The organism is Clostridium nitrophenolicum (genome assembly GCF_055391695.1).
The window spans coordinates 620798-643172 of the sequence record NZ_AP042469.1; the positions used below are offsets into that span (position 1 = coordinate 620798).

Sequence of the window (22375 nt, forward strand, 5' to 3'; positions counted from 1 at the left end):
TAGGGGGGGTATTATGAAAAGTAAAATAGTGGCTTTAACTACAATGTTGTTTTTAGGAGTATTTTTAATAGCAGGTATAGGGATATCATATATAGGTAAGATAATCCTTCAAAATGTTCTTGTGGAAACTTTAAATAAGCAGGATGAAATAAACAATATAGTATCAAGGTTTAACCAGCAGAACATTAAAGTAATATTAATAGTAGTACTTATCTGTGGAATATTATCCTTTATTGCATTTGTTGTGTACTTTAATAGAGTATTTAAAGGCTTGGAGGATTTTAAAGGTGACCTTATAAAGATATCAGAAGGTCAATTAGCTGTAAGAGTTAGAAGTAACGGTTTTTTAGATGAGTTAGCTAAAAGTGCAAATACAATAGTTAATAATACTAAGAAAATTTTAAGTGAAATAGCGGAAGTATCACAAAAAAATAGAGATTTAACATTAGTATTGCAAAAAAATACAAAGCAGACAGAAGCAGCTGCTGGTGAGATAGCTAACTCTGTTCTAGCAATAGCGGAATCTGTATCGAAGCAGTCGCAGGATGCATCTTCTACAGGTGAAAGTACTAAATTAATGGCTGAAAATGCAGGAGAAATAGCAGAGCACGCAAGTGATACACAAAGTATTGCTGAAGAAATGATAAAAGTAATTAAAGAGAATGGAGAAGTTTTTAATAATATAATATTAAAAATGAAAAGTACAGGAGATATCAGTAATAATTTAGCTAATAGTGTTAAGGAACTTCAGAATGAAGCAGACCAAATAAATAATATAGCAAAAGTTGTAACAGAGATAAGCGATAGAACTAATTTGCTAGCATTGAATGCGGCTATTGAAGCTGCTCGTGCTGGAGAACATGGCAAAGGTTTTTCAGTAGTAGCTGAAGAGGTTAGAAAATTAGCAGAGCAGTCCTCTAGTTCGGCTGGAGAAATAAGAAAGCTTATTGAAGATATAACTGATAAAATCACAACAATAACACAAGAAGCTGACATGCAGGTTAAAGGGATAAATGAAGACATACTATTTGCTGATAAATCTAAAGATTCTTTTACTAAAATAACAGAGTCTACTCAGTCAACTTATAAAGCAGTAAATGCTATACAGCAGCTAGCAAAAGATACATATACTATGTCAGACAACGTTAATGATTTGGTAAATGATATGATTTCTAGTACTCAAGAGTCTTTAGCATTTACACAAGAGGTTTCAGCTTCAGCAGAGGAACAAACAGTTTCTATGCAGGAGCTTACTGGGTTAATTGATAAGATAAATGAATCTGCTGACGGTATTGATCTAAAGCTTAAAGAGTTCATTAACAATATAAATATAGGGGAAAAAGAAGAAAAAATTATCAAGGGAGGATTTGATAAATTAAAAGATATTCTAAAGGAATTAGATAGCAGGTCCTTGGGATTTGATAACTCCTCAAAATTTTTAAAAGAATTGTTAGATGCCAATAAAGAATTTGAATATATAGGTATAATTGATAGCAAGGGAATAATGAGATCTGCGAGTCATCAAATATCGAAAGATAATAATGATTTTTCATTTCGTCCATATTTTAGAGAATCAATGAATGGTAATGAATATAGTACTGAACCATATATATCTAATGTGAGCTTTAATTATTGTATAGCTATATCAATGCCTATGAAGGATTCAAAGGGAAATATCAATGGAGTGATTATGGCAGATATTTGTATTGAACAATAAATAAAACATATATAAACCGGAATTCTACTTTAAAAAACTAGAATTCCGGTTTTAATAATAAATAGTATAACAATAATTATACTAACAAATACTAACTATAATTGTTCAGTCTTAAAATTAATAGTTTTATATAATTTCGCAATACATATTAAAAAAATAGTAATAATCACACTATTGAATTATAAAATTGGTGTTAATTTATTGTGCTAAATGATTTTATTCAATATTCTTAATAAGGATAATATCAGATTCACATTTAAAGGTAAATTGCCATTTCACATGAATAGTGATATAATTTTTAGGCGAGGATTATAAAAAGAATGAGCATAGGAGGCATAAATATGTCAAAAGTTGTAGAGAAATTTTTAAATTATGTTAAATTTGATACTAGATCAGATGAAGAATCTACTACTGTCCCAAGTACTTCAAAACAATTAGTTTTAGCAGAAGAATTAGTAAAAGAGCTAAAGGAAATGGGATTGAAGGATGTATCCTTAGATAGCAACGGATATATAATGGCTACTTTACCAGGGAATACAGATAAAAACGTTCCTGTAATCGGTTTTATAGCTCATATGGATACAAGTCCAGAAATGCCAGGTCATAATATAAAGACTAAGATTGTTGAAAATTATGATGGTAATGATATCGTTTTAAATGAAGAGCAAAAATTAATTCTTCGTGTAGAGGAATCACCAGAAATAAAAGACTATATAGGAAATACTTTAATCACTACAGATGGAACAACTTTACTTGGAGCTGATGATAAAGCTGGTATAGCTGAGATAATGGCAGCAATGGAATACTTAACTCAACATCCAGAAATTAAGCACGGAGATATTCGTGTTGGGTTTACTCCAGATGAAGAAGTTGGACGTGGAGCTGACCACTTTGATGTTGAAAAATTTAATGCAGATTTTGCTTACACTATGGATGGTGGAGCAATTGGAGAATTAGAGTATGAAAACTTCAATGCAGCATCTGCTAAAATAGTTATATCCGGAAGAAACGTTCACCCAGGATATGCTAAGAATAAAATGATAAATTCTATGCTTATAGCTAAAGAAGTTATGAGTATAATGCCTGAAAATGAAACTCCTGGTACAACAGAAGGATATGAAGGATTTTATCACCTTGTTTCAATGAGTGGTGGAGTAGAGGAAACACAATTAAGTTACATAATAAGAGATTTTGATGCAGAGAAATTTGAATCAAGAAAGACTTTTGTGCAAGATGTAGTTAACAAAGTTAACGAAAAATATGGTTCAGGCACTGTAGCTGTAGAGATAAAAGAACAATATAGAAATATGAAAGAAAAAGTAGAGCCTGTAAAATATATAGTTGATATTGCATTCGAGGCTATGGAATCAGTAGGTGTAAAACCATTAGTTAGACCTATAAGAGGTGGTACAGATGGGGCAAGACTTTCTTTCATGGGACTTCCTACACCAAACATATTTACTGGTGGACACAATTTCCACGGTAGATTTGAATATATTCCAGTTCAATCAATGGAGAAAGCAGTTGAAGTTATATTAAAGATAGCTGAACTGTCTTCAAAAATGGAAAAATAATAAGATTAAAAAAGACCGAAGGTTAACCTTCGGTCTTTTAATTCTATATTTTACTACTTAGCTAAGGAATTATTAGTATTAACATTATTAAAGATAAATTGCCATTTATTGTGAATAATGATATAATTTTTAAGCGGAGATTATAAAAAGAATAAATAATAGGGGGAATTATTATGTCAAAAGTTGTCGAAAAGCTTTTGAAGTATGTTAAATTTGATACTCAATCAGAGGATGGCGTTGATAAGTGTCCAAGTACTGAAAAACAATTAGTTTTAGCTGAAGTACTAGTAGAAGAACTAAAAGAAATAGGAATGCAGGATGTATCTTTAGATGATAATGGATATGTAATGGCTACGTTGCCAGGAAATGTAGATAAAGATGTTCCTGTAATCGGTTTCGTAGCTCATATGGATACAAGCCCAGAGATTTCAGGAGAAAATGTAAATCCTAAAATTATTAAGAACTATGATGGTTCCGACATTGTTTTAAATGAAGAGAAAAATATAGTTCTTCGTGTATCAGAATCACCAGAGCTAAAAGACTACATAGGTAAAGATATAATAACTACAGATGGAACAACTCTACTTGGAGCTGATGATAAAGCTGGTATAGCTGCAATAATGGCAGCAATAGAACATTTAATACAACATCCAGAAATTAAGCATGGGGATATTCGTGTTGGATTTACTCCAGATGAAGAAATAGGTTGTGGAGCTGATCATTTTGATGTTGCAAAATTCAATGCAGATTTAGCTTACACTGTTGATGGTGGAGCAATTGGCGAATTAGAGTATGAAAACTTTAATGCTGCCAGTGCTAAAGTAGCTGTAAACGGAGTAAATTATCACCCAGGATATTCTAAAAATAAGATGATAAATTCAGCTCTTGTAGCAAATGAATTTATTTCTATGCTTCCAGCAAATGAAACTCCAAGTACTACAGAAGGATATGAAGGATTCTATCACTTATTATCTTTTAATGGTGGAGTGGAAGAAACTACTTTTAGCTATATAATAAGAGATTTTGATGCTCAAAAGTTTGAGAAAAGAAAAGCATTAATGCAGGATATAACTAATAAGTTAAATGAAAAATATGGTGACGGCTGCGTAGTTACTGAAATAAAAGAACAATATAGAAACATGAGAGAACAGATAGAGCCTGTAAAATATGTTGTAGACATAGCATTCCAAGCTATGGAAGAGGTAGGAGTAAAACCTATAGTTAGACCTATAAGAGGTGGTACAGATGGAGCTAGACTTTCATTTATGGGACTACCTACACCAAACTTATTTACTGGTGCTCACAACTGGCATGGAAGATTTGAATATATGCCAATTCAATCAATGGAAAAATCAGTTGAAGTTATAGTTAAAATAGCAGAACTATATGGTAAAAGAGAAAAATAGTGCAAATGCAATTCATAACATAAAAAAACTGCGACGCAGTTTTTTATAGATATCCAATCTGAGTGTTTGATTTATTAGCGGTATTCATAGGGGTACCTTAGTTAAGCCAATTATCAAAGTTAGATATCTATCAGACAAGTAACTAGAAAGTTAGCTTATACAGAGGGATATGTTTCCAAATCTGAAGTAGATTTAAAAACTTTAGACTGGCTAAAAGTTTTTAACGTGCTGAAGCTTGGAAACATATTCCGGCGTATAAGCTGACTTTCAGCCTAATCCCCTATATAGGGTCTTGTGTCGCATAATTTTTATAATGTGCTATTTAGCTATAGAGTTATCACATCTATAGTTCCTAACATAGTCTTCAAAACACCATTTAGAGTGAAATTTTGCTGCACTTCTGTAACCAGACTTAAAAAGTCTCAATGTTTTATCTGCATATATGTTAAATTCAGTAGGATCTACTCCCTCAGTTGGGATAAGTACAGTTCTAACTAAATTCTCGTCTTTTAACCATTCTCTGTTTTTTTCAACTGAAAGAGTATTGGCTATATCTAAAAGAAAAGATAATGGGTCTGTTTTTCCAAGACGTGTATTGCTAATTTCAGGAGCATCAAATTTAAAGCCGATAGTTGGCCATCTTGGAATTCCATGAATATCAAAGATGTTTATAGGGAAATTACAGCATACAGCACCGTCTACTATATAACTTTTTCCATGGGCATGAATAAATTCTACAGGCTTAAAGTAAAAGGGAATACTTATACTCATTCTTATCGCTTTTACAATGGGAAAGTTCATAGGATCAATGCCGTATTCCACTAAACTATCTGGTAGAATTAATGTTTTTCTCAAAGTTATATCCGATGCTATTATTTTAAGTCTGCTTTCTCCATTTGAACTTACATCTTTAAATTTGCTTACACCTTTAGCTTTTAGTAATTTGTTAATCCAATCTTCAAAATAATCACCAGAATAAATTCCTTTTTGAAGCACAAAACCCAAGGCTTTTCCCAGTAATGGTAGTTTTTGAATTCCGTCTTTATCCAAAAAGTCCTTAAAGTTCATTTCTATTAAAATTTTTTTTAATTCTTTGGCATTATATCCTGCTGCCAATAATGAGGCTATAACGGCCCCAGCTGAAGTTCCGGCTAATCTCTGCCACTCATATTCTTGTGTCTCAAAGTATGTTAAAGCACCGACAATACCAATGGCTCTCATACCTCCGCCTTCAAAAACAGCATCAGCTTTCATAGTATAATACACCTCTTTAAATTTTTTAATTTAATAGCACTATTTTTATAAATTACGAATATATATATATATTATTAAAACATGTAGTGAAAGGTTATCCAAATATTTGAAAATATTAAATAAATTTTTTTGAATTGCAGTTTAAAAATAATAAAAGTGTGATATTATATAGTTATATTTTTACATATATGTATTTATATTTAAAATAAAACTATATATAAATATTGAATTTTAGATAAAATAAAGGAGGAAAGACTTATGAAGGATGGTAATATTTTAAAAATACCAATGGATGTAATTGAGGAGTGCTTAAAGGAATGTTTAGATGATCCTAATAATAAGGAAAATAAAAAAGAAAAAACAAGCTTTGTTAGCAATAAGTAACAGTAGCCTGTTTTTATTATGCACTTAAATATTCACTATTAATAAGAATTTAGCATTAATAATAAGAATATTTCTTTTCAAGTGTTCTAAATATTATAACTAAAACTGAAGTGATTAATAAGTATATGGCAGCAGCTATCATAAATGGTGTTACGGTGAAGTCTCTGGTTACAATCTCTTTTGCAGCCCTTAGAAGGTCACCTATACCAATAGCTGCAACCAATGCCGTATCCTTAATAAGGTTTATACTTTCACTACAAATAGGAGGAATAACGTTTTTAATTGCCTGTGGAATTATAATATATACCATAGTTTGTCTATAATTCATACCTAGAGCTTTTGATGCCTCAAATTGACCTTTATCTACAGATTCAATACCGGCTCTGAATATTTCAGCTAAATATGCTCCATAGTTTATACTAAAAGCAATACTAGCAGCAGTTAACGGTTCTAATCTTATACCTATTACAGGAAGACCAAAGTAAGTAAAAAACAGTTGTAATAGCAAAGGAGTTCCTCTAAAGGCCCATGTATATAAACTTAATATAGTTTTTAAGGGTTTTATCTTTGAGATTTTTCCTATAGCAACTAGGATTCCTAAAGGTACTGAGAATATAGACACTATTATAAAAAGTTTTAAAGTTATTAAGCTTCCCTTTAGAATAAACCCTGTAATATCCGTAAGATTAGCCATTTAAACCACATCCTATCTTTCTATTTTGCAATAATATTTTTGCCAAACCACTTTTGAGATATTTTATCAGCAGTTCCATCAGCCTTCATAGCGTCTAAAGTTTTATCTAACTCTTCTTTAAAGCTTGAATCTGTCTTTCTGATACCTACACCATAATCCTCTTTTCCAAAATCGTCATTAAGAGTTTTGTATATTCCAGGCTTTTTAGCTAAATAATATCTGCCAACAACTTCATCTACAACTACTGCATCTAAGCGTCCTTGTTTCAAGTCCATCAATGCTTCAGTATTATCTGAGTACTTTTTAACTTCTTTTAGAGTTTTTGAAGTATTTGTATCTGCGGATAAAGCAGCTTCGCTACTACTTCCAAGTTGTAATCCCACTACTTTACCTGATAAATCTTTCTTAGAGCCTATCTGCGAATCATTTCTTACTACAATAATTTGCTTGTTTTGAAGATATACTTTTGAAAATGCTATCTGTTCTTTTCTTTTATCTGTAATAGTTAGTCCATTCCAAATTACATCTATGTCTTTATTATTTAAGCTAAGTATAATTCCATCCCATTGAACAGGTTTAAATACTACTTTAACTCCCATTCTTTTTGCTGCTTCTTTAGCTAAATCAATGTCAAAGCCAACAATTTCTCCTTTGTCATCTTTAAATCCCATAGGAGGAAAGCTATCATCTAATCCAACTACAAATTGTCCTTTTTGTTTAATGTCATTCCAAGAGTTATCACCAGACTGCTTGGCTTGTCCACAACCTGATAAGAATATTCCTAATGTAAATATAACTATAGTCAATAATATTAATCTTTTTTTCATTTTTACTAACCTCCAAACAATTTTAGATTAATTACAGTACTTATTATACTTTAGCATACTAAATTTGTAAAGTAATAAAATAAAAATATTATTAATATGCATATAAAAATATATACAAAAACATAAAATTATTATATAATTCAGAAAATTAATATTTTAGGAGGGGTTTAGATGAGCAAATTAGGAAAAAAAGTTGGATTCATAGGTGGAGGCCAGATGGGGGAGGCTATAATTAAAGGGATAATTAATGCAGGGTTATGCAGTGTTGAAGATATTTATGTAATGGATATTTTAAATTCAAGATTGGAATACCTAAAAGAAAATCTTCATATAGTCAATTCCAGTAGTGATAGAGGTACAGGATATGATTACTTAATAAATAATTGTGATATTATAATATTAGCTGTAAAGCCTCAATCCCTAAAGGAAGTTTTAGAGAGTATAAAGAATTGTAAATGGGATGAAAGACATATGATAATATCGATAGTGGGAGGCGCTAAGACTTCTACTATTGAAAAATACTTAGAACAGGTTCCAGTAGTGAGAGTCATTCCTAACACTCCGATGCTGGTTAATATAGGTGCATCAGGATTGGCTTTAGGGAAAAATGCAGTTCAGCAGCATGGAGAGCTAGCCTTATACATATTTAAGGCATTAGGTGTTGCTTACTTAGTTCCAGAAGCTTTAATTGATCCTATAACCTCCGTAAGTGGATGCGGACCTGCATATATCTACATGCTAATTGAAGCTATGGCTGATGGTGGCGTAGAAATGGGGCTTGCACGTGATATGGCTCAAACTTTGGCAGCACAAACTGTTATGGGGGCCGCTAAAATGGTACTTGAAACTGGTGATCATCCAGGAAAATTGAAAGATAAGGTTTGTTCACCTGGAGGTTCTACTATTGCGGGAGTAAGAGCCTTAGAGCAAGGAGGATTTAGAGGAATTGTAATGAACGCAATCGAGGCAGGTAAAGTGCGTATGGAAGAAGTGGGAAAGAAAGCAGATTAAATCATATAGAAAAACACAAAAAATAATTTAGATTTAGATAGTCTTTTGAACCCTGCACAATCTGGGGGAAATCTACCTGATAGAATAGTTTAAGGAGGAGTTAAAATGAGTAAAATAAGAAGTACTGATGAGCCAGTGGGAAGAATGGCTAAACTCATGGCAGAACTTTATTATTTCATGGCTAAAGAGATGATTGATAGGTTAGGTGAGGAGAAGGGAAAAGAAGCTGTAAGGGCATCGATAAGTAAATTTGCAGAAGCAAGGATAAATTCAATGTATGAAGAGGCTAGGGAAAAAGGATTAGAACTAAATCTTGAAACATATGTAAAAGTAAGAGATATGCCAGGCATTTCCTGGGAAAGAGATCCAAATAATCCTGAAGATATAACATATTGTCCAATGCATGATATGTGGAAAGAGCTAGGTGTAGAAGATATAGGAGCTATATATTGTGAAATAGATGATATATTGTATAAAGCTTTTAATGCAGAGTTTGAAAGACCTTTATGTAAAACCAGTGGAGATAACTGCTGCAGATTTATTGTTAGACCAAAAGATAAGTAATATAAGTTACAAATATTCAACATAGATACTTGACTTATTAGCAGTATTCATAGGGGTGCCTCAGACTATGGAGTTGCAAACCAGAAAATTGACTTACACAAAGGGTTATGTTTCCAAAGTTTTTAACGGACTGAAGCTTGGAAACATAGCCCGGGGTGTAAGTCAATTTTCTAGCTTGAAAACCTATAGCTTTAATGCTTTAGCAGCGGCTTTAATATCCTTCTTATCAAGAATTGCTGATATTACAGAAATCCCGTCAACGCCTGTTGACAGTACTTCTCTAAAGTTTGATTCGTTTATGCCGCCTATAGCTACAGCAGGTATATTTATTTTATTGTAAATTTCTCTTAAGCCGTCAATTCCTATAGGAACATCTATATCTTTTTTAGTTCCTGTAAAGAATATAGCGCCTATGCCTAAGTAATCTGCTCCATTTTGCTGTGCTTCTAGTGCCTCTTCTAAGTTACCTGCAGATATGCCAATGATTTTGTTTTTGCCAAGTATTTTTCTGGCAATAGATAAATGCATGTCATCTTGTCCTAAGTGGACTCCATCTGCATCAATTGCTTGCGCAATATCTATTCTGTCATTAATTATTAGAGGAACTTTATAATAGTCAGTTACTTCTTTTACTTCTAATGCTACTCTGTAAAACTCTCTTGTAGATATATTTTTTTCTCTTACTTGAACAATAGAGGAGCCTCCTAGAATTGCTTCTTCTACAACGGTTTTCAGGCTTCTTCCTTTTAAAAAATTTCTATCAGTAATAAGATATAAGCTATAGTCTACTGCCATATTATCCTACCTTCTTTCTTAATTTTTTCCTCAGATAAAGTATAGATACAGTCAATTAATTTAACTCTGAAGCTTCCAGGAAGTCTACATATTTCATATGCTTCCTCGCCAGCTAAATTCATTGAAAGAATCGCACATACAGTAGATATAAGCTTGTCTTCATATACTCCAGCTGTTGCAGCGCAAAGGGCACCAACCATACAGCCGGCACCAGTTACTTTTGTAAGCATCTCTGTACCGTTCTGGATAATAGCACTGCGATTTCCATCTGTTATAAAATCATCTTTTCCTGTGGCTGCAACAACACAATTATATTTTTGCGCTAATGATATACAAGATTCTAGAGCTCCTTCACCACTATCAAGAGAATCTACTCCACGAACCTCACAGACATCTCCTGCTAAGAATTTTATTTCTCCGATATTTCCTTTGATAACATCTACTCTGCCAAGTTCTAAAATTCTCTTAATTACTGAATTTTTTCTTGGAATAGCAGCACAAGCTACGGGGTCTAGTACTACAGGAGTATTGTTAACTTTAGCAGATATAGCTGCAAGTACAGCAGCTTCTTCTTGTTCTTTAGTAAGTGTTCCGACATTTATGTAAAGAGCTGATGAAATTTTTGTAAAATCAAAGACCTCATCATAGGCCTCACACATAGCTGGGGAAGCACCGTAGGCTAAAAGTATGTTAGCACAATCATTTATAGTTACATAGTTAGTGATGCATTGTACTAGGGGAACTTTTTTTCTTAAGTCATTTAATACCTCGCAAACTTTATTAGTATAATTCAAACCTTCTGAAGCGTTAATCATGTTTAACTCCTCCTAAATATAAAAATAATTAATTCTATTTATAAGAAATATCAGCTTTTTTGTAAACTTCTACGAAATGCCCAACAGGTCCAACGCCATGGCCGATAGAGAAAGAATTTTCTATTGCCTTCGTTATATAGTCTTTTGATAATTCAATAGCCTTTTTTATATCATTGTTTTTTGCCAAATGAGATGCTATCGCAGAGGATAGAGTACAACCGGTACCGTGAGTATTTTGAGTATCTATTCTATGACCTTTCAAGGTTAAAAAATCAGATCCACAGAGTAGTATATCATTGGCATCATTACATCTATGACCGCCTTTCATAAGTACATTTTTGGCACCTAATCTTTTAATCATTAATGCCGCTTCCTTCATATCATCAGAATCTTCTATTTTCATGCCTGTTAAGACTTCAGCTTCAGGAATATTTGGAGTCACAACGTCTGCTATAGATATTAAATCTTTTATGGCTTCCTGTGCTTCAGGTCTAAGTAAGAAATATCCACTTTTTGAAACCATCACAGGGTCTACAACTACATTTTTCGCATTGTATTCTACGAGCAAATCTTTTATCGTTTTTATAATCTCTATATTGGAGACCATTCCTATTTTCACAGCATCTACTTCTATGTCATCAAATATTGATCTTATTTGGGCTTCTATAAGTTCTTTAGACACCTCCATCACATTTTGAACGCCTATAGTATTTTGAGCTGTTACTGCTGTAATTACACTCATTCCATAAACACCAAGGGCACTCATAGTTTTTAAATCTGCTTGTATACCTGCACCACCACAGCTATCAGAACCTGCAATTGTTAATACCTTTTTCATATAAACACCTCTATTCAAAAATAGTACTTAAGTATAATATAGTTTTATTAAATGAAACTCCTTCTCCTTTCGTCGAATGAGTACTCGCTGAGTAAGCGATTCACTTCAAATCAGAGATTTGAGTTCTCTGCTTAAGCGATCATCACAAAATCACAGCTTTTGGATGCCTGCTTAATGGGTAGAATAAGACTTTTAAAGCGCAAATTTGTAATATAAAATCGTGATTTAAATCTATGTAATAATTTATTGAATTAATAAATTAAAAAAAGTGTATTGCAGAAAAGCAATACACTAGGTTTGTCTAATTATAATATTATAGCTGCTTCCCTACGCCAGGTCTAACTGGATCAGGTTCAAAGGGTTAGAGTAAAACTCCTCTCAGCCTATTTTTAGGCACCCCCACAAAATATTTAGTTTTATACCTAATATTTTACTACAATAAATAAAATTATCAATAGGGAACTCCACATGTAGAAAACCACTTACACCATAAAAAATATAATGAGTGGTACTTTCATTATTTCCTTAAATGTATAGAATAGAATTAAGAAGAGTAAAAATAATTGATGGAGGAATAAAAAATGAAGATAGGAGTTATTATGGGAGGCATATCTTCCGAGAGAGAAGTGTCTTTAAATTCAGGAAGGGAAATAGTGAACTATTTTGATAAGAATAAATATGAGGTTGTTCCTATTGTTATAGATAAAAAAGATGACATAATAGATAAAGCTAAAGATATAGACGTTGCATTTATTGCGCTTCATGGTAAGTTTGGAGAAGATGGTATAATTCAAGCTGTACTCGAAACAATGGATGTTCCATACACAGGTTGTGGACCTTTGACCAGCGGTGTATGTATGAATAAGGATATAACTAAAAAGGTATTAAGATCAACAGGAATTAACACTGCAGATTGGCTATGCGTTAGAAGCGTAGAAGAAATAGACTATGATTATATAGACAAAATGGGATATCCTGTGTTTGTTAAACCAAACAGTGGTGGTTCTAGCGTAGCTACAAACTTAATTAAGAAAAAAGAAGATGTAGAAAACGCAGTAAGACTAGCGTTAGACTATGATAACGAAGTTATGATAGAAAAGTATATAAAAGGTGATGAAATAACTTGCTGTATACTAGATGGAAAAATGATGCCTATAATTGCTATAAAGCCAAAGGCAGAATTCTTTGATTACACAGCAAAATATGCTGATGGTGGCTCAGATGAAATTATAGTTCAGTTTGAAGAAGGTCTTCAAAAGAAAATAGAGGAGATGGCATTAGATTGCTGGAAGGTTTTAAAGTGCAATGTATATGTAAGAGTTGATATGATAATAAAAGATGGAGTACCTTATATACTTGAACTTAATACGCTTCCAGGAATGACTAAAAATAGTCTTTTTCCTAAGAGTGCTAAGGCTGTAAACATGTCATTTACTGAATTATTAGATCAAATAACAGAAATTTCATTAAAAGAAGTAAGGTAATTAAAACTTAATCTAAGTAGATAGTAATGATTACAAGATCAAAGACTCTCCTCAGAATATGAGGAGATTTTTTTATGAAAAAGTGTTGACATGCAGCTTTTAGATTATTATAATGTAAATTAATAAATTGAATAACAATTCTTACTTATCAAGAGAGGCGGAGGGACTGGCCCTATGAAGCCCGGCAACCAGTATTATTTTATATAATACATTGGTGCCAATTCCAGCAGCGAAGGCTGAGAGATGAGGATAACGATGAGTTTCAAGCTCGAGGTTTTCCTCGGGCTTTTAATTTTGCAATTCATAAGAATATGGCCGGCCGAAAAAATATTTATATTCTTATAATTGCTAGTAAGTCCATCTTAGCCGTTAAAAATAGCTGTTTCTGCCTTTGAAGGTAGAGATTTTGCAAAACCATATAAACAGGATTCTTGGATTCAGGTGGAGTTTTAAACTCCATCTGAAGCTTAGAAGCCGTTATCCAGGGTCGTAGCGCCACTTATCCCCAACTTTAAGAAGTTGGGATGTTAGTGGCGATAGACATCGGATAAACTAAAATTTGATTTATTAAGACTAAAATACTAGGAGGTAATTTAATTATGAAAAAGATTATATCAATTGTTATATCATTAATTTTTGTTTTTGCATTAGTAGGATGTGGAGAGAAAAAAGAGGAATCATCTAATAAGGATACTAAAAAAGTGATAAAAATAGGTGCAACGCCTGTACCACATAAAGAGATACTTGAACAAGTAAAACCAATACTTCAAAAAGAAGGCTACGATCTTCAAATCGTTGAGTTTACTGATTATGTAACACCAAATACAGCTTTAAATGATGGAGAACTTGATGCAAACTTCTTTCAGCATATACCTTATTTAACTAAGTTTAATGAAGAAAAACATACTGAATTAGACTATACAGTTAAAGTTCATATAGAGCCAATGGGAGTATATTCAAAGAAGGCTAAAAAGTTAGAAGAGCTTAAAGATGGTGCTGAAATAGCTATACCAAATGATCCAACTAATGGAGCAAGAGCATTAAAAGTACTACAAAGTGCTGGACTTATAAAGTTAAAGGATGGAGAGCTAATATCTAAATTAGATATAACTGAAAACAAAAAGAATATTAAAATTAAAGAACTTGATGCACCACAACTTCCAAGAGTTTTAGATGATGTAGATGCTGCAGTTATCAATACGAACTATGCAATTCAAGCAAACCTAAATCCTACTAAAGATGCTATTGCAATAGAATCAAAAGATTCACCATATGCTAATGTAATTGCAGTTAGAAAGAAAGATAAAGACAAACCATACATTCAAGCTTTATCTAAAGCATTAAATTCACCAGAAGTTAAAAAGTATATAGAAGATAAATACAAAGGAAGTATAATACCAGCATTTTAACATAGGTTTTTAGCTAGAAATCTTTATTTATCACCTCATTTATGTGAAAATATAATTGAGGTGAAAATTTATGTTTATTGATATAAAATTAGATAAAAACACACCTGTGTATATACAGCTAAAAGACCATATAAGTGAGTTGATACTTAGAGGAATGTTAAGAAGTGGAGAGAAACTTCCATCAACTAGGGAATTAGCTTCAATTCTAAATGTCAGCAGAAATACTGTGATTAATGCTTATGAGTTTCTCCAAGAGGAAGGTTTTATATATATGGAAAAAGGAAAGGGAGCTTTTGTATCAGATGTAAAAGTGAACTTTCAGGAAAAATGGACCGTAGATTGGAGTAGTCATATAAATAGCTATGCAAAAGCTTCAGAAGAACTGGATATAATAAAACATGAAACAAAGTGGAAAAAAGGTATGATATCCTTTAAAAGTATAGCCCCTGATGAAAGTCTTTTTGATGTGGAGGAGTTCAAAAAATCCTTCCTAAATAGAATTTCAATAGAAGGGGAGAAGATATTAAATTATGGCTATGCTCAGGGATATAAGCCTTTAATCGAATACTTATTTAAATATATGAGTAATAAAGGTGCAAATATCGAAGGTAAAGATATACTTATTACAAATGGTTTTACTGAGGGTTTCAATTTAATATTATCCAGTCTAACTGAAAAAGGAGATAAAATATTATGTGAAAATCCTACTCATAATACTGCTATAAAAATTATGAAACTTCATGGTTTAGAAGTCATAGGGGTAGACATGGAAGATGATGGTGTCAGTATAGATAAATTAAAAGAAAAGCTTTCAAAAAACAAAATTAAATTATCTTATTTTATACCATCATATCATAATCCTACCGGTGTAGTAATGTCAGTAGAAAAAAGAGTTGAGGTATATAAGGCTCTAAAAGTCCATAATGTACCTATAATTGAGGATGGATTTAATGAAGAACTTAGATATTCAGGAGCACATGTTTCACCTATTGCATCATTAAGTGGTGAGGGAAATAGTGTAATATATATAGGAAGCTTTTCAAAAATACTTTTTCCAGGAATAAGAGTGGGATGGATTCTAGCTGATAAGAAGCTTATAGACTACTTAGAAAGCGTAAAAAGAAGCAGGAATATTCACACGTCCTCACTAGATCAGGCTATCTTTTATGATTATCTTAGTGGAGGAAACTTTGAAAAGTATATTAAAAAAGCTAGAAAAGTTTATAAAGAGAAATATGAGTTTGCAGTAGAATGTGCTAAAAAATATATTCCATTTAATAAGCTTTTTGGAGAAGGTGGTCTTCATATTTTCATAGAATTGAATGATATTAAATCTAGAGAAGTTCTAGAGAAATGCTATGAGAATGGAATTATTTTTACACCAGGGGATATCTTTTATACAGATAATAGAGGATACAATACTCTAAGATTAGGGTTTTCAAGAGTAAGTAAAGAAGACATAGAGAAAGGCTTTAAAATAATTGGTGAAGTTATCAAAAATAAGATTTAATAAAATTACAATGGGGCTTTGAAACATAAAAAGGAGGCTATTAAAGTGAGTGTAGAAAATGTAAGAAATTTTTTTAAGGAAAGAAATCTGGAAGACCCAGTCTTTGAATTAGAGGACAGTGGAGCTACAGTGGAGCTGGCCGCGCAAGTTATAGGAGTAGAAGCTAAACTTATTGCTAAGACGCTGGCATTCAAATTAAAGGAGAAGGATATATTAGTTGTAACTCGTGGTGACGCTAGAATAGACAATAAAAAATTTAGGAGTTTTTTTAAAACAAAAGCTAAGATGCTTGATTTCAATGAAGTGGAAGAGATAACTGGCCATCCAGTAGGTGGAGTATGTCCATTTGGTTTAAAAAATCCTTTAGAAGTTTATGTAGATGTATCCATAAAAGATTTTGATTTTGTATATCCAGCTGCTGGTTCACGAACAACTGCATTGAAAATATCTCCAGAAAATATTCGAAGATTTACTAATGCTGAATGGGTGGACTTATGTCAAGGAGAATTGGTTTAATACATAAGAAACAGGGCAAAACTATGTAAACTAACTTCTATTTCTACATCGAGATAGAAGTTAGTTGTTTTTTATTAGCGGTCTTTAGTTTTATAAAGCAATTAGTGTAAAAGTGTACTTTTATTTTATTTCTAGAGTATTTTAAAATACGTTTTGTTGATATAAAATTAAAAAATTGATTTTTGAATCTTCTATTTATATAATAATATTGGTATGTGATAATGCTATTTAAAATATAGAATAGTAAGAAAGGTGATTACGTGAAAATTTCAACAAAAGGTAGATATGGGTTAAAGGCACTTATTGATATTGCTATGTATTCTAATTCTGAAGTAGTTACATTAAAGAGTATTTCGGAAAGGCAAAATATTTCAGAAGGATATTTAGAACAAATTTTTTCAACACTAAGAAAAAGTGGTTTAGTTATAGGAAGAAAAGGGGCTCAAGGGGGCTATACTCTATCAAAGTCTACCAATACAATAACTATTGGGGAAATATTAAGAACTCTAGAAGGAGATCTAGATTTAGTAGATGTTAGTAATACAAATGCTGCGGATGATTTAGAAAGATGCATAAATGAAAACTTATGGAATGTAATAAATAAAAATATTAATGATTATTTTGATAATATTACATTAGAGAATTTAGTTAACAAATATAAAAATGAAGTAAATAATTTTATGTACTTTATTTAAATAAACAATAGTTTATAAGAACTCATTTTTATAATGTTCAACAAATACAACCTTTTTGTCAGTTATAGTAGTGATAAAAGAGGTTTTTCAATTTTTTACTTATATATTAAAAGAAAATATGAATTTTTGCTGCTAAAGGCCATTTTTCTTAATTTAAGAAAATGGCCTTTTTTATTTAGTATATTTATTTAAAAAATCCTTAAAATAAATATACTAATATCCTAACATGGTGGTGAAATAAATGAATAAAGGGCTAAAAGTATTTTTGATTATTTTAGGTATACTTGCGATTATATTTTTACCTTTAATAGGTAGTTATAACTCTATAGTAGGACTTGAACAAAGAGTGGATGCAGCACAATCTAATATAGATACACAACTTCAAAGAAGATCTGATTTAATCCCCAATTTGGTGCAAACTGTTAAAGGATATGCTTCACAGGAACAAAAAATATTTACCGATGTTGCTAATGCAAGGTCTAGACTAGCAGGGGCACAAAATATTTCTGACAAAGCAAATGCAGATGCTCAGCTATCAACAGCACTTTCAAGATTGCTAGTTGTAGTCGAAAGGTATCCAGAGCTAAAGTCTAGTCAAAATTTTAAAGATTTATCTGTAGCCTTGGAAGGGACTGAAAATAGGATAGCTATTGCTAGACAGGATTATAATACTAATGTAAATAATTATAATACATCAATAAAAAGATTTCCCAATTCTATAATATCAAGTATGTATGGTTTCACTCCAAGACCATACTATAAGGCGAGTGAAGGGGCACAGGAAGTTCCAAAGGTGGACTTTACAAAATAGCTTGATTTTATAGCTTAGAATCAAAGAGAGATTTAAGCTATAATCTAGCTATTGTAAGGTACATAAAAGGTAAACATACATGGAAAAAATAAAAAATAATTTTAAAATAACTAAATTGTTTTTTATCTTTATCTTAATTTTTAATTTATTTTCGCCTAATATTATAAAGGGAGTTTCAAATATACCTAATCCAACGAATTTGAAATATATAAATGATTATGTTGGAATTGTTGATGATAATACTAAAAACTATATTGTATCACTTGGCAGTGAATTAGAAAGTAAAACTAGTGCTCAAATGACCATAGTTATAATAGATTCATTGAAAGGAAGAGATATAGAATCATATTCTAATGAACTTTTCAGAACTTGGGGTATAGGCCAAAAAGGTAAGGATAATGGGCTCTTAATATTATTATCAGTAAATGATAGAAAGTGGAGAGTAGAAGTAGGCAGAGAACTAGAGGGGACAATAACTGACATATATTCTGCTAGAGTTATGAATAATACGGCAGTACCACTTTTCAAGGAAAACAAATATAGTGAGGGATTAAGTAATGCTTATTCAATTTTTGCAAAAGATATAGCTAAGGAATACAATATTACTCTACAAGGGAATAGAGAAGTTAAGGATGTTACCCAGCAGCAAAAGGTGAAAGTTATAAACCCTATTATTATATATATTATTTTGGGCATCTTTGCTCTTGATATCATATTAAACAGAGCTAGAATAACTAGATTTCTACTTTATGCAATTTTTTGGAATTCTTTTTGGGGCGGAGGCCCAAGAGGAAGAGGCGGGGGAGGTCCCGGTGGGGGAGGCTATGGCGGATTTGGCGGTGGGAGCTCTGGCGGTGGAGGTTCTTCAGGAAATTGGTAAAATACTGTTCCGAAAAAATTAATTTTCGGAACAGTATTTTTTTATTGAATCTGTCCATTCTTTGATTTCTTTTCCGCTAGCCCACTGAGCCATAATCATAGTTTCATTTTTACCTAATTCTAGCTCTAGAGCTGGGTTACCAAAAGCACCATTAGAATATGGATACATAGTTAGCTTATTAGATGTAAATATACCAACCATATCCTTGTTCGGTGATGAAATTACATCTTCTGTATCAGGAAATGTTTTTACGATAGACTTATAGTTTGTATATAATTCATTATTTGAAGATACACTTTGAGGTAAATAGAGCTCTGTTTTGAATAAAATATAATTATTATACGTAGCGCATTTAAAGGTTTTTGCTATTTGAGGCACCCATCTACCGTCCTTTCTTCCGATGTTCCAAAATTCACCGGATGTAGTATTTATAGCATTTTTTTCGGAACATTCCCCTAAGTTTATTTTTTGATTCCTATATTTGTTTATAATAGGTATAGATTTTTCACTAAATATATCTTTCATAGTGACCTTGTTTTCTGTACTTTTATAGTTTGTCAGATTCTCTAAATCTATTACAGCACAGGTGTTATCACGGTAATATTTATTACCATCATGTGAAATTATATATGTAGAAACTCCAACGTAATTCTTATCAACGAAAGTTAGTTTGCTTCTATAGGTGCTGAATTTATACTGGAAGGTTTCAGGAGTGTATCCATCTCCAAAATCATTGGCCACAAGATATTCAATATAGTCCTCTGTATTTGTGAAGTTATATCTAACAGGTTCAATTCTCCAAAGGCTATTCTTATGAGGAACAACGACAAAATTTATTTCATTTATAATTTTTAAATTATTATTACTATCAGGTGTAATCCATAAGGTTCTATAAGTGCTTGTATCCTTATCTAAGTCATTTCTAAAACTAATCAGTAGGCCTGAGTTAAATTCTGAAGATAGATTAGTGTTAAAATTGAATGATTTCTCATTAGTAAGCTTATGGAAATATATTTTAACGCTAAAAATGAATAAGACAACTATAAAAAATACTGACAAGTATAAGGAATAATTTTTTTCTCTTTGTGAAAAATTCATATCCTACCTCCTTAATAGGAAAACTATTTTTGCTAGTATAGAGTAACTTGAGTAACTTTAATAATTATTTCTCCATAATTAAACATATGATTATAAAATTGCTTTTAATATAAAAATAGATTTAAAATTATTTTGAGAATTTTGAAGGAGTGTTTATGGGAAAATTCATTTATGTAAATTTTTTTGCTGGAAATTATTGAACTATAATCGCATTTGTGATTAATTGTAATAAGTGGGATAATTTCTCATAAGTATATAATGTGTATTTAGGAAAACAAAAAATAAATACATGTTGTATAGGTTTGCTAAAAATAAAAAATAGAAAGGGGAATTTTGCATGGGGGCAAAAGCAAAGAAAGGTGATTGGGTCCAAATCCACAGCATAGTATTAAAGGCTCAAGAAAGGACGGGGAAGATTCCAGAAGACACGAAGAAGGTTCCACTTGAAATGTGGGTAAAGGGATTTTTAAATGATGACTCTAATTTTGGAGATATAGTTTCTGTAACAACTTTAACTGGAAGACAAGTGAAAGGAGAACTTGTTGAAGTTAATCCAAAATATATTCATAGCTTTGGAGATGAATATGTTCCAGAACTTTTAAGAGTTGGCATACAAGTTAGAAGTATTTTGAAGGAAGGTGAAGACTAATGGTTAAGGATAATAGTTATTCAGCTGTTATTGGAAGAAATACAGAAATAATAAAAAATGCAACAGGTGTTGATTATTCAAAATACGAATCTGGCGGAATTGCTTTCGATTATGAAAAAATGATGAATGATATTGGATATACGTTAGAAGATATAATAAAAATACAGAGAGAGGTAGGAGTTGGGAATACACCTCTTTTGGAGTTGAAAAATCTAACTGCCTTAGCGAAAAAGACTGCTGAAAAAGGTAAAGGAGCAAGAATATTTGTAAAAGATGAACAATGTAATCCATCGGGAAGTTTCAAAGATAGAAGAGCATCAATTTCAGCATATCAAGCTAAAAAGCTTGGATATAAAGGAATTGCTGCTTCAACCAGTGGAAACTACGGTGCAGCTGTTGCGTCTCAAGCAGCGATAAGAAACTTAAAATGTATAATTGTACAGGAGTGTTATGATTCAAAGAAAGTTGGACAACCAGAGATATTGGAAAAGCAGAGAAAGTGCGAATCATTAGGAGCAGAGGTAATTCAGCTATCTGTGGGACCAGAACTTTTTTACACTTATCTAAGAGTATTAGAAGAAACAGGATATTTTAATGCATCTCTTTATTCTAACTATGGAATAGCAGGTGTTGAGTCTCTTGGTTATGAAATAGCAATACAGTGCAGGGATATGTTAGGGAGAGATCCAGACTACGTTATTGCAACTCAAGCAGGTGGTGGAAACTTAACCGGAACTGCTAGAGGACTTATAAAAGCAGGAGCAGTAAGTACAAAGATTTATGGAGCAAGTGTTGATTTATCAGGACTACATATGGCTTCTGATAAAGATTTTAATAAGAAATCCTTTACAACTGGTCATACTGGGTTTGGCGTTCCTTATGCAACTAATCCAGATCATTCTGATGTTCCAAGAAGTGCAGCAAGAACATTAAGATATATGGAAGAGTTTTTAAATGTTAAACAAGGGGAAGTATTCTATATGACAGAGGTTCTAGCTAATTTAGAGGGAATGGAAAGAGGGCCAGCAGGAAACACATCCTTAACAGCGGCTTTTGCTTTAGCTAGAGAATTAGATGAAGACAAAGTTATAGTAGTTCAGGAAACCGAATATACTGGAGCAGGAAAACATCCATTGCCACAATTAGCATTTGCCAAAGCAAATGGAATAGAAATTAAATTTGGTAATAGTAATGAGGAAAAAGCAGGGATAAATATAATTCTTCCAGAGCATCCATCACATATAAAAACTAGGTTCGCAGATATGAATAAATTAAGAAAATCATATATTAAGAATGCTGCAAAACATGTAGGAGCAACAAGTGCAAGTGAAGAAGATATACAGTTCTTAATGGATGATACAAGATCAAATAGAGAATTTGTCATTGAAACTTTAAAAGAATTGGGGATAGAAATTAAGTAGTATGTAGAATTCCATAACATATA

Annotated in this window: 22 protein-coding genes and 2 riboswitches; of the genes, 15 read left to right on the forward strand and 7 right to left on the reverse strand. The window is 31.9% G+C overall.

Features of this window, described 5'->3' with window-relative positions:
* Positions 1-13 precede the first annotated feature (13 nt).
* The 3 genes from ACZ5N4_RS02800 to pepT (ACZ5N4_RS02810) all read left to right on the forward strand — a co-directional run bounded on the left by ACZ5N4_RS02800 (position 14) and on the right by pepT (ACZ5N4_RS02810) (position 4697).
* Positions 14-1717 carry a methyl-accepting chemotaxis protein gene (locus ACZ5N4_RS02800; RefSeq protein WP_464206984.1) on the forward strand — a complete coding sequence of 568 codons (1704 nt, stop codon included), beginning with the start codon at positions 14-16 and terminating at the stop codon, positions 1715-1717.
* A gap of 341 nt (positions 1718-2058) precedes the next feature.
* Positions 2059-3291 carry a peptidase T gene (gene pepT, locus ACZ5N4_RS02805; RefSeq protein WP_464206986.1) on the forward strand — a complete coding sequence of 411 codons (1233 nt, stop codon included), beginning with the start codon at positions 2059-2061 and terminating at the stop codon, positions 3289-3291.
* 173 nt (positions 3292-3464) lie between these two features.
* A complete protein-coding gene (gene pepT, locus ACZ5N4_RS02810; protein ID WP_464206988.1) occupies positions 3465-4697 on the forward strand; it encodes a peptidase T in 1233 nt (410 codons plus the stop codon).
* Positions 4698-5015: 318 nt separating this feature from the next.
* On the opposite strand, the gene ACZ5N4_RS02815 is transcribed toward pepT (ACZ5N4_RS02810), so the two are convergent.
* Complete coding sequence (locus ACZ5N4_RS02815; RefSeq protein WP_464206990.1) at positions 5016-5951, reverse strand: patatin-like phospholipase family protein; 936 nt, start codon at positions 5949-5951, stop codon at positions 5016-5018.
* Between the two features lie 258 nt (positions 5952-6209).
* On the opposite strand from ACZ5N4_RS02815, the gene ACZ5N4_RS02820 reads away from it, so the two are divergent.
* Positions 6210-6335: a hypothetical protein gene (locus tag ACZ5N4_RS02820; RefSeq protein ID WP_464206992.1), complete on the forward strand. Its 126-nt coding sequence runs from the start codon at positions 6210-6212 to the stop codon at positions 6333-6335.
* Between the two features lie 55 nt (positions 6336-6390).
* Here the strand turns inward: ACZ5N4_RS02820 and ACZ5N4_RS02825 are convergent, their stop codons facing one another.
* Both ACZ5N4_RS02825 and ACZ5N4_RS02830 read right to left on the reverse strand, forming a co-directional pair.
* Positions 6391-7029 carry an amino acid ABC transporter permease gene (locus tag ACZ5N4_RS02825; RefSeq protein WP_464206994.1) on the reverse strand — a complete coding sequence of 213 codons (639 nt, stop codon included), beginning with the start codon at positions 7027-7029 and terminating at the stop codon, positions 6391-6393.
* Positions 7030-7049: 20 nt separating this feature from the next.
* Positions 7050-7856 carry an amino acid ABC transporter substrate-binding protein gene (locus tag ACZ5N4_RS02830; RefSeq protein ID WP_464206996.1) on the reverse strand — a complete coding sequence of 269 codons (807 nt, stop codon included), beginning with the start codon at positions 7854-7856 and terminating at the stop codon, positions 7050-7052.
* A 171-nt stretch (positions 7857-8027) separates the two neighbouring features.
* Between ACZ5N4_RS02830 and proC the strand changes: the two genes are divergently transcribed.
* Both proC and ACZ5N4_RS02840 read left to right on the forward strand, forming a co-directional pair.
* Entirely contained in the window at positions 8028-8867 is an 840-nt protein-coding gene (gene proC, locus ACZ5N4_RS02835) for a pyrroline-5-carboxylate reductase (RefSeq protein WP_464206998.1), read from the forward strand.
* Positions 8868-8972: 105 nt separating this feature from the next.
* Complete coding sequence (locus ACZ5N4_RS02840) at positions 8973-9431, forward strand: L-2-amino-thiazoline-4-carboxylic acid hydrolase (RefSeq protein ID WP_464207000.1); 459 nt, start codon at positions 8973-8975, stop codon at positions 9429-9431.
* A gap of 183 nt (positions 9432-9614) precedes the next feature.
* Here the strand turns inward: ACZ5N4_RS02840 and thiE are convergent, their stop codons facing one another.
* From thiE to thiD, 3 genes are read right to left on the reverse strand one after another with little or no spacing between them, the layout of a single operon-like run.
* On the reverse strand, positions 9615-10226 hold the full coding sequence (gene thiE / locus ACZ5N4_RS02845) for a thiamine phosphate synthase (RefSeq protein ID WP_464207002.1): 612 nt from the start codon (positions 10224-10226) through the stop codon (positions 9615-9617).
* Positions 10217-11041 carry a hydroxyethylthiazole kinase gene (thiM, locus tag ACZ5N4_RS02850; protein ID WP_464207004.1) on the reverse strand — a complete coding sequence of 275 codons (825 nt, stop codon included), beginning with the start codon at positions 11039-11041 and terminating at the stop codon, positions 10217-10219. Before thiM ends, thiE begins: the two co-directional genes overlap by 10 nt.
* A 34-nt stretch (positions 11042-11075) precedes the next feature.
* Positions 11076-11879 (reverse strand): bifunctional hydroxymethylpyrimidine kinase/phosphomethylpyrimidine kinase, encoded by an 804-nt coding sequence (gene thiD / locus ACZ5N4_RS02855; protein WP_464207006.1) that lies wholly within the window; start codon positions 11877-11879, stop codon positions 11076-11078.
* Between the two features lie 307 nt (positions 11880-12186).
* A riboswitch (TPP riboswitch) is annotated at positions 12187-12290 on the reverse strand.
* A 170-nt stretch (positions 12291-12460) separates the two neighbouring features.
* Here thiD and ACZ5N4_RS02860 point away from each other — a divergent pair.
* From ACZ5N4_RS02860 to ACZ5N4_RS02890, 7 genes are all read left to right on the forward strand, one after another.
* Positions 12461-13363: a D-alanine--D-alanine ligase gene (locus ACZ5N4_RS02860; RefSeq protein WP_464207008.1), complete on the forward strand. Its 903-nt coding sequence runs from the start codon at positions 12461-12463 to the stop codon at positions 13361-13363.
* Between the two features lie 142 nt (positions 13364-13505).
* Positions 13506-13613: riboswitch (SAM riboswitch) on the forward strand.
* Positions 13614-13959: 346 nt separating this feature from the next.
* Entirely contained in the window at positions 13960-14772 is an 813-nt protein-coding gene (locus tag ACZ5N4_RS02865) for a MetQ/NlpA family ABC transporter substrate-binding protein (RefSeq protein WP_464210799.1), read from the forward strand.
* A 70-nt stretch (positions 14773-14842) separates the two neighbouring features.
* Positions 14843-16282: a MocR-like pyridoxine biosynthesis transcription factor PdxR gene (gene pdxR / locus ACZ5N4_RS02870; RefSeq protein ID WP_464207010.1), complete on the forward strand. Its 1440-nt coding sequence runs from the start codon at positions 14843-14845 to the stop codon at positions 16280-16282.
* 45 nt (positions 16283-16327) lie between these two features.
* Positions 16328-16798 carry a YbaK/EbsC family protein gene (locus ACZ5N4_RS02875; protein WP_464207012.1) on the forward strand — a complete coding sequence of 157 codons (471 nt, stop codon included), beginning with the start codon at positions 16328-16330 and terminating at the stop codon, positions 16796-16798.
* A gap of 260 nt (positions 16799-17058) precedes the next feature.
* Entirely contained in the window at positions 17059-17493 is a 435-nt protein-coding gene (locus ACZ5N4_RS02880) for an RrF2 family transcriptional regulator (RefSeq protein ID WP_464207014.1), read from the forward strand.
* Positions 17494-17734: 241 nt separating this feature from the next.
* On the forward strand, positions 17735-18304 hold the full coding sequence (locus ACZ5N4_RS02885; protein WP_464207016.1) for a LemA family protein: 570 nt from the start codon (positions 17735-17737) through the stop codon (positions 18302-18304).
* Between the two features lie 79 nt (positions 18305-18383).
* Positions 18384-19184, forward strand: a complete 801-nt coding sequence (locus ACZ5N4_RS02890) for a TPM domain-containing protein (protein WP_464207018.1) — start codon at positions 18384-18386, stop codon at positions 19182-19184.
* 18 nt (positions 19185-19202) lie between these two features.
* Here the strand turns inward: ACZ5N4_RS02890 and ACZ5N4_RS02895 are convergent, their stop codons facing one another.
* Entirely contained in the window at positions 19203-20282 is a 1080-nt protein-coding gene (locus ACZ5N4_RS02895) for a hypothetical protein (RefSeq protein WP_464207020.1), read from the reverse strand.
* Positions 20283-20619: 337 nt separating this feature from the next.
* Here ACZ5N4_RS02895 and ortA point away from each other — a divergent pair, with 337 nt between their 5' ends.
* Together ortA and ortB are read left to right on the forward strand one after the other, a co-directional pair.
* Positions 20620-20931, forward strand: a complete 312-nt coding sequence (ortA, locus tag ACZ5N4_RS02900; protein WP_464207022.1) for a 2-amino-4-oxopentanoate thiolase subunit OrtA — start codon at positions 20620-20622, stop codon at positions 20929-20931.
* Positions 20931-22352 (forward strand): 2-amino-4-oxopentanoate thiolase subunit OrtB, encoded by a 1422-nt coding sequence (gene ortB / locus ACZ5N4_RS02905; RefSeq protein ID WP_464207024.1) that lies wholly within the window; start codon positions 20931-20933, stop codon positions 22350-22352. Before ortA ends, ortB begins: the two co-directional genes overlap by 1 nt.
* The last annotated feature ends 23 nt before the right edge of the window (positions 22353-22375 follow it).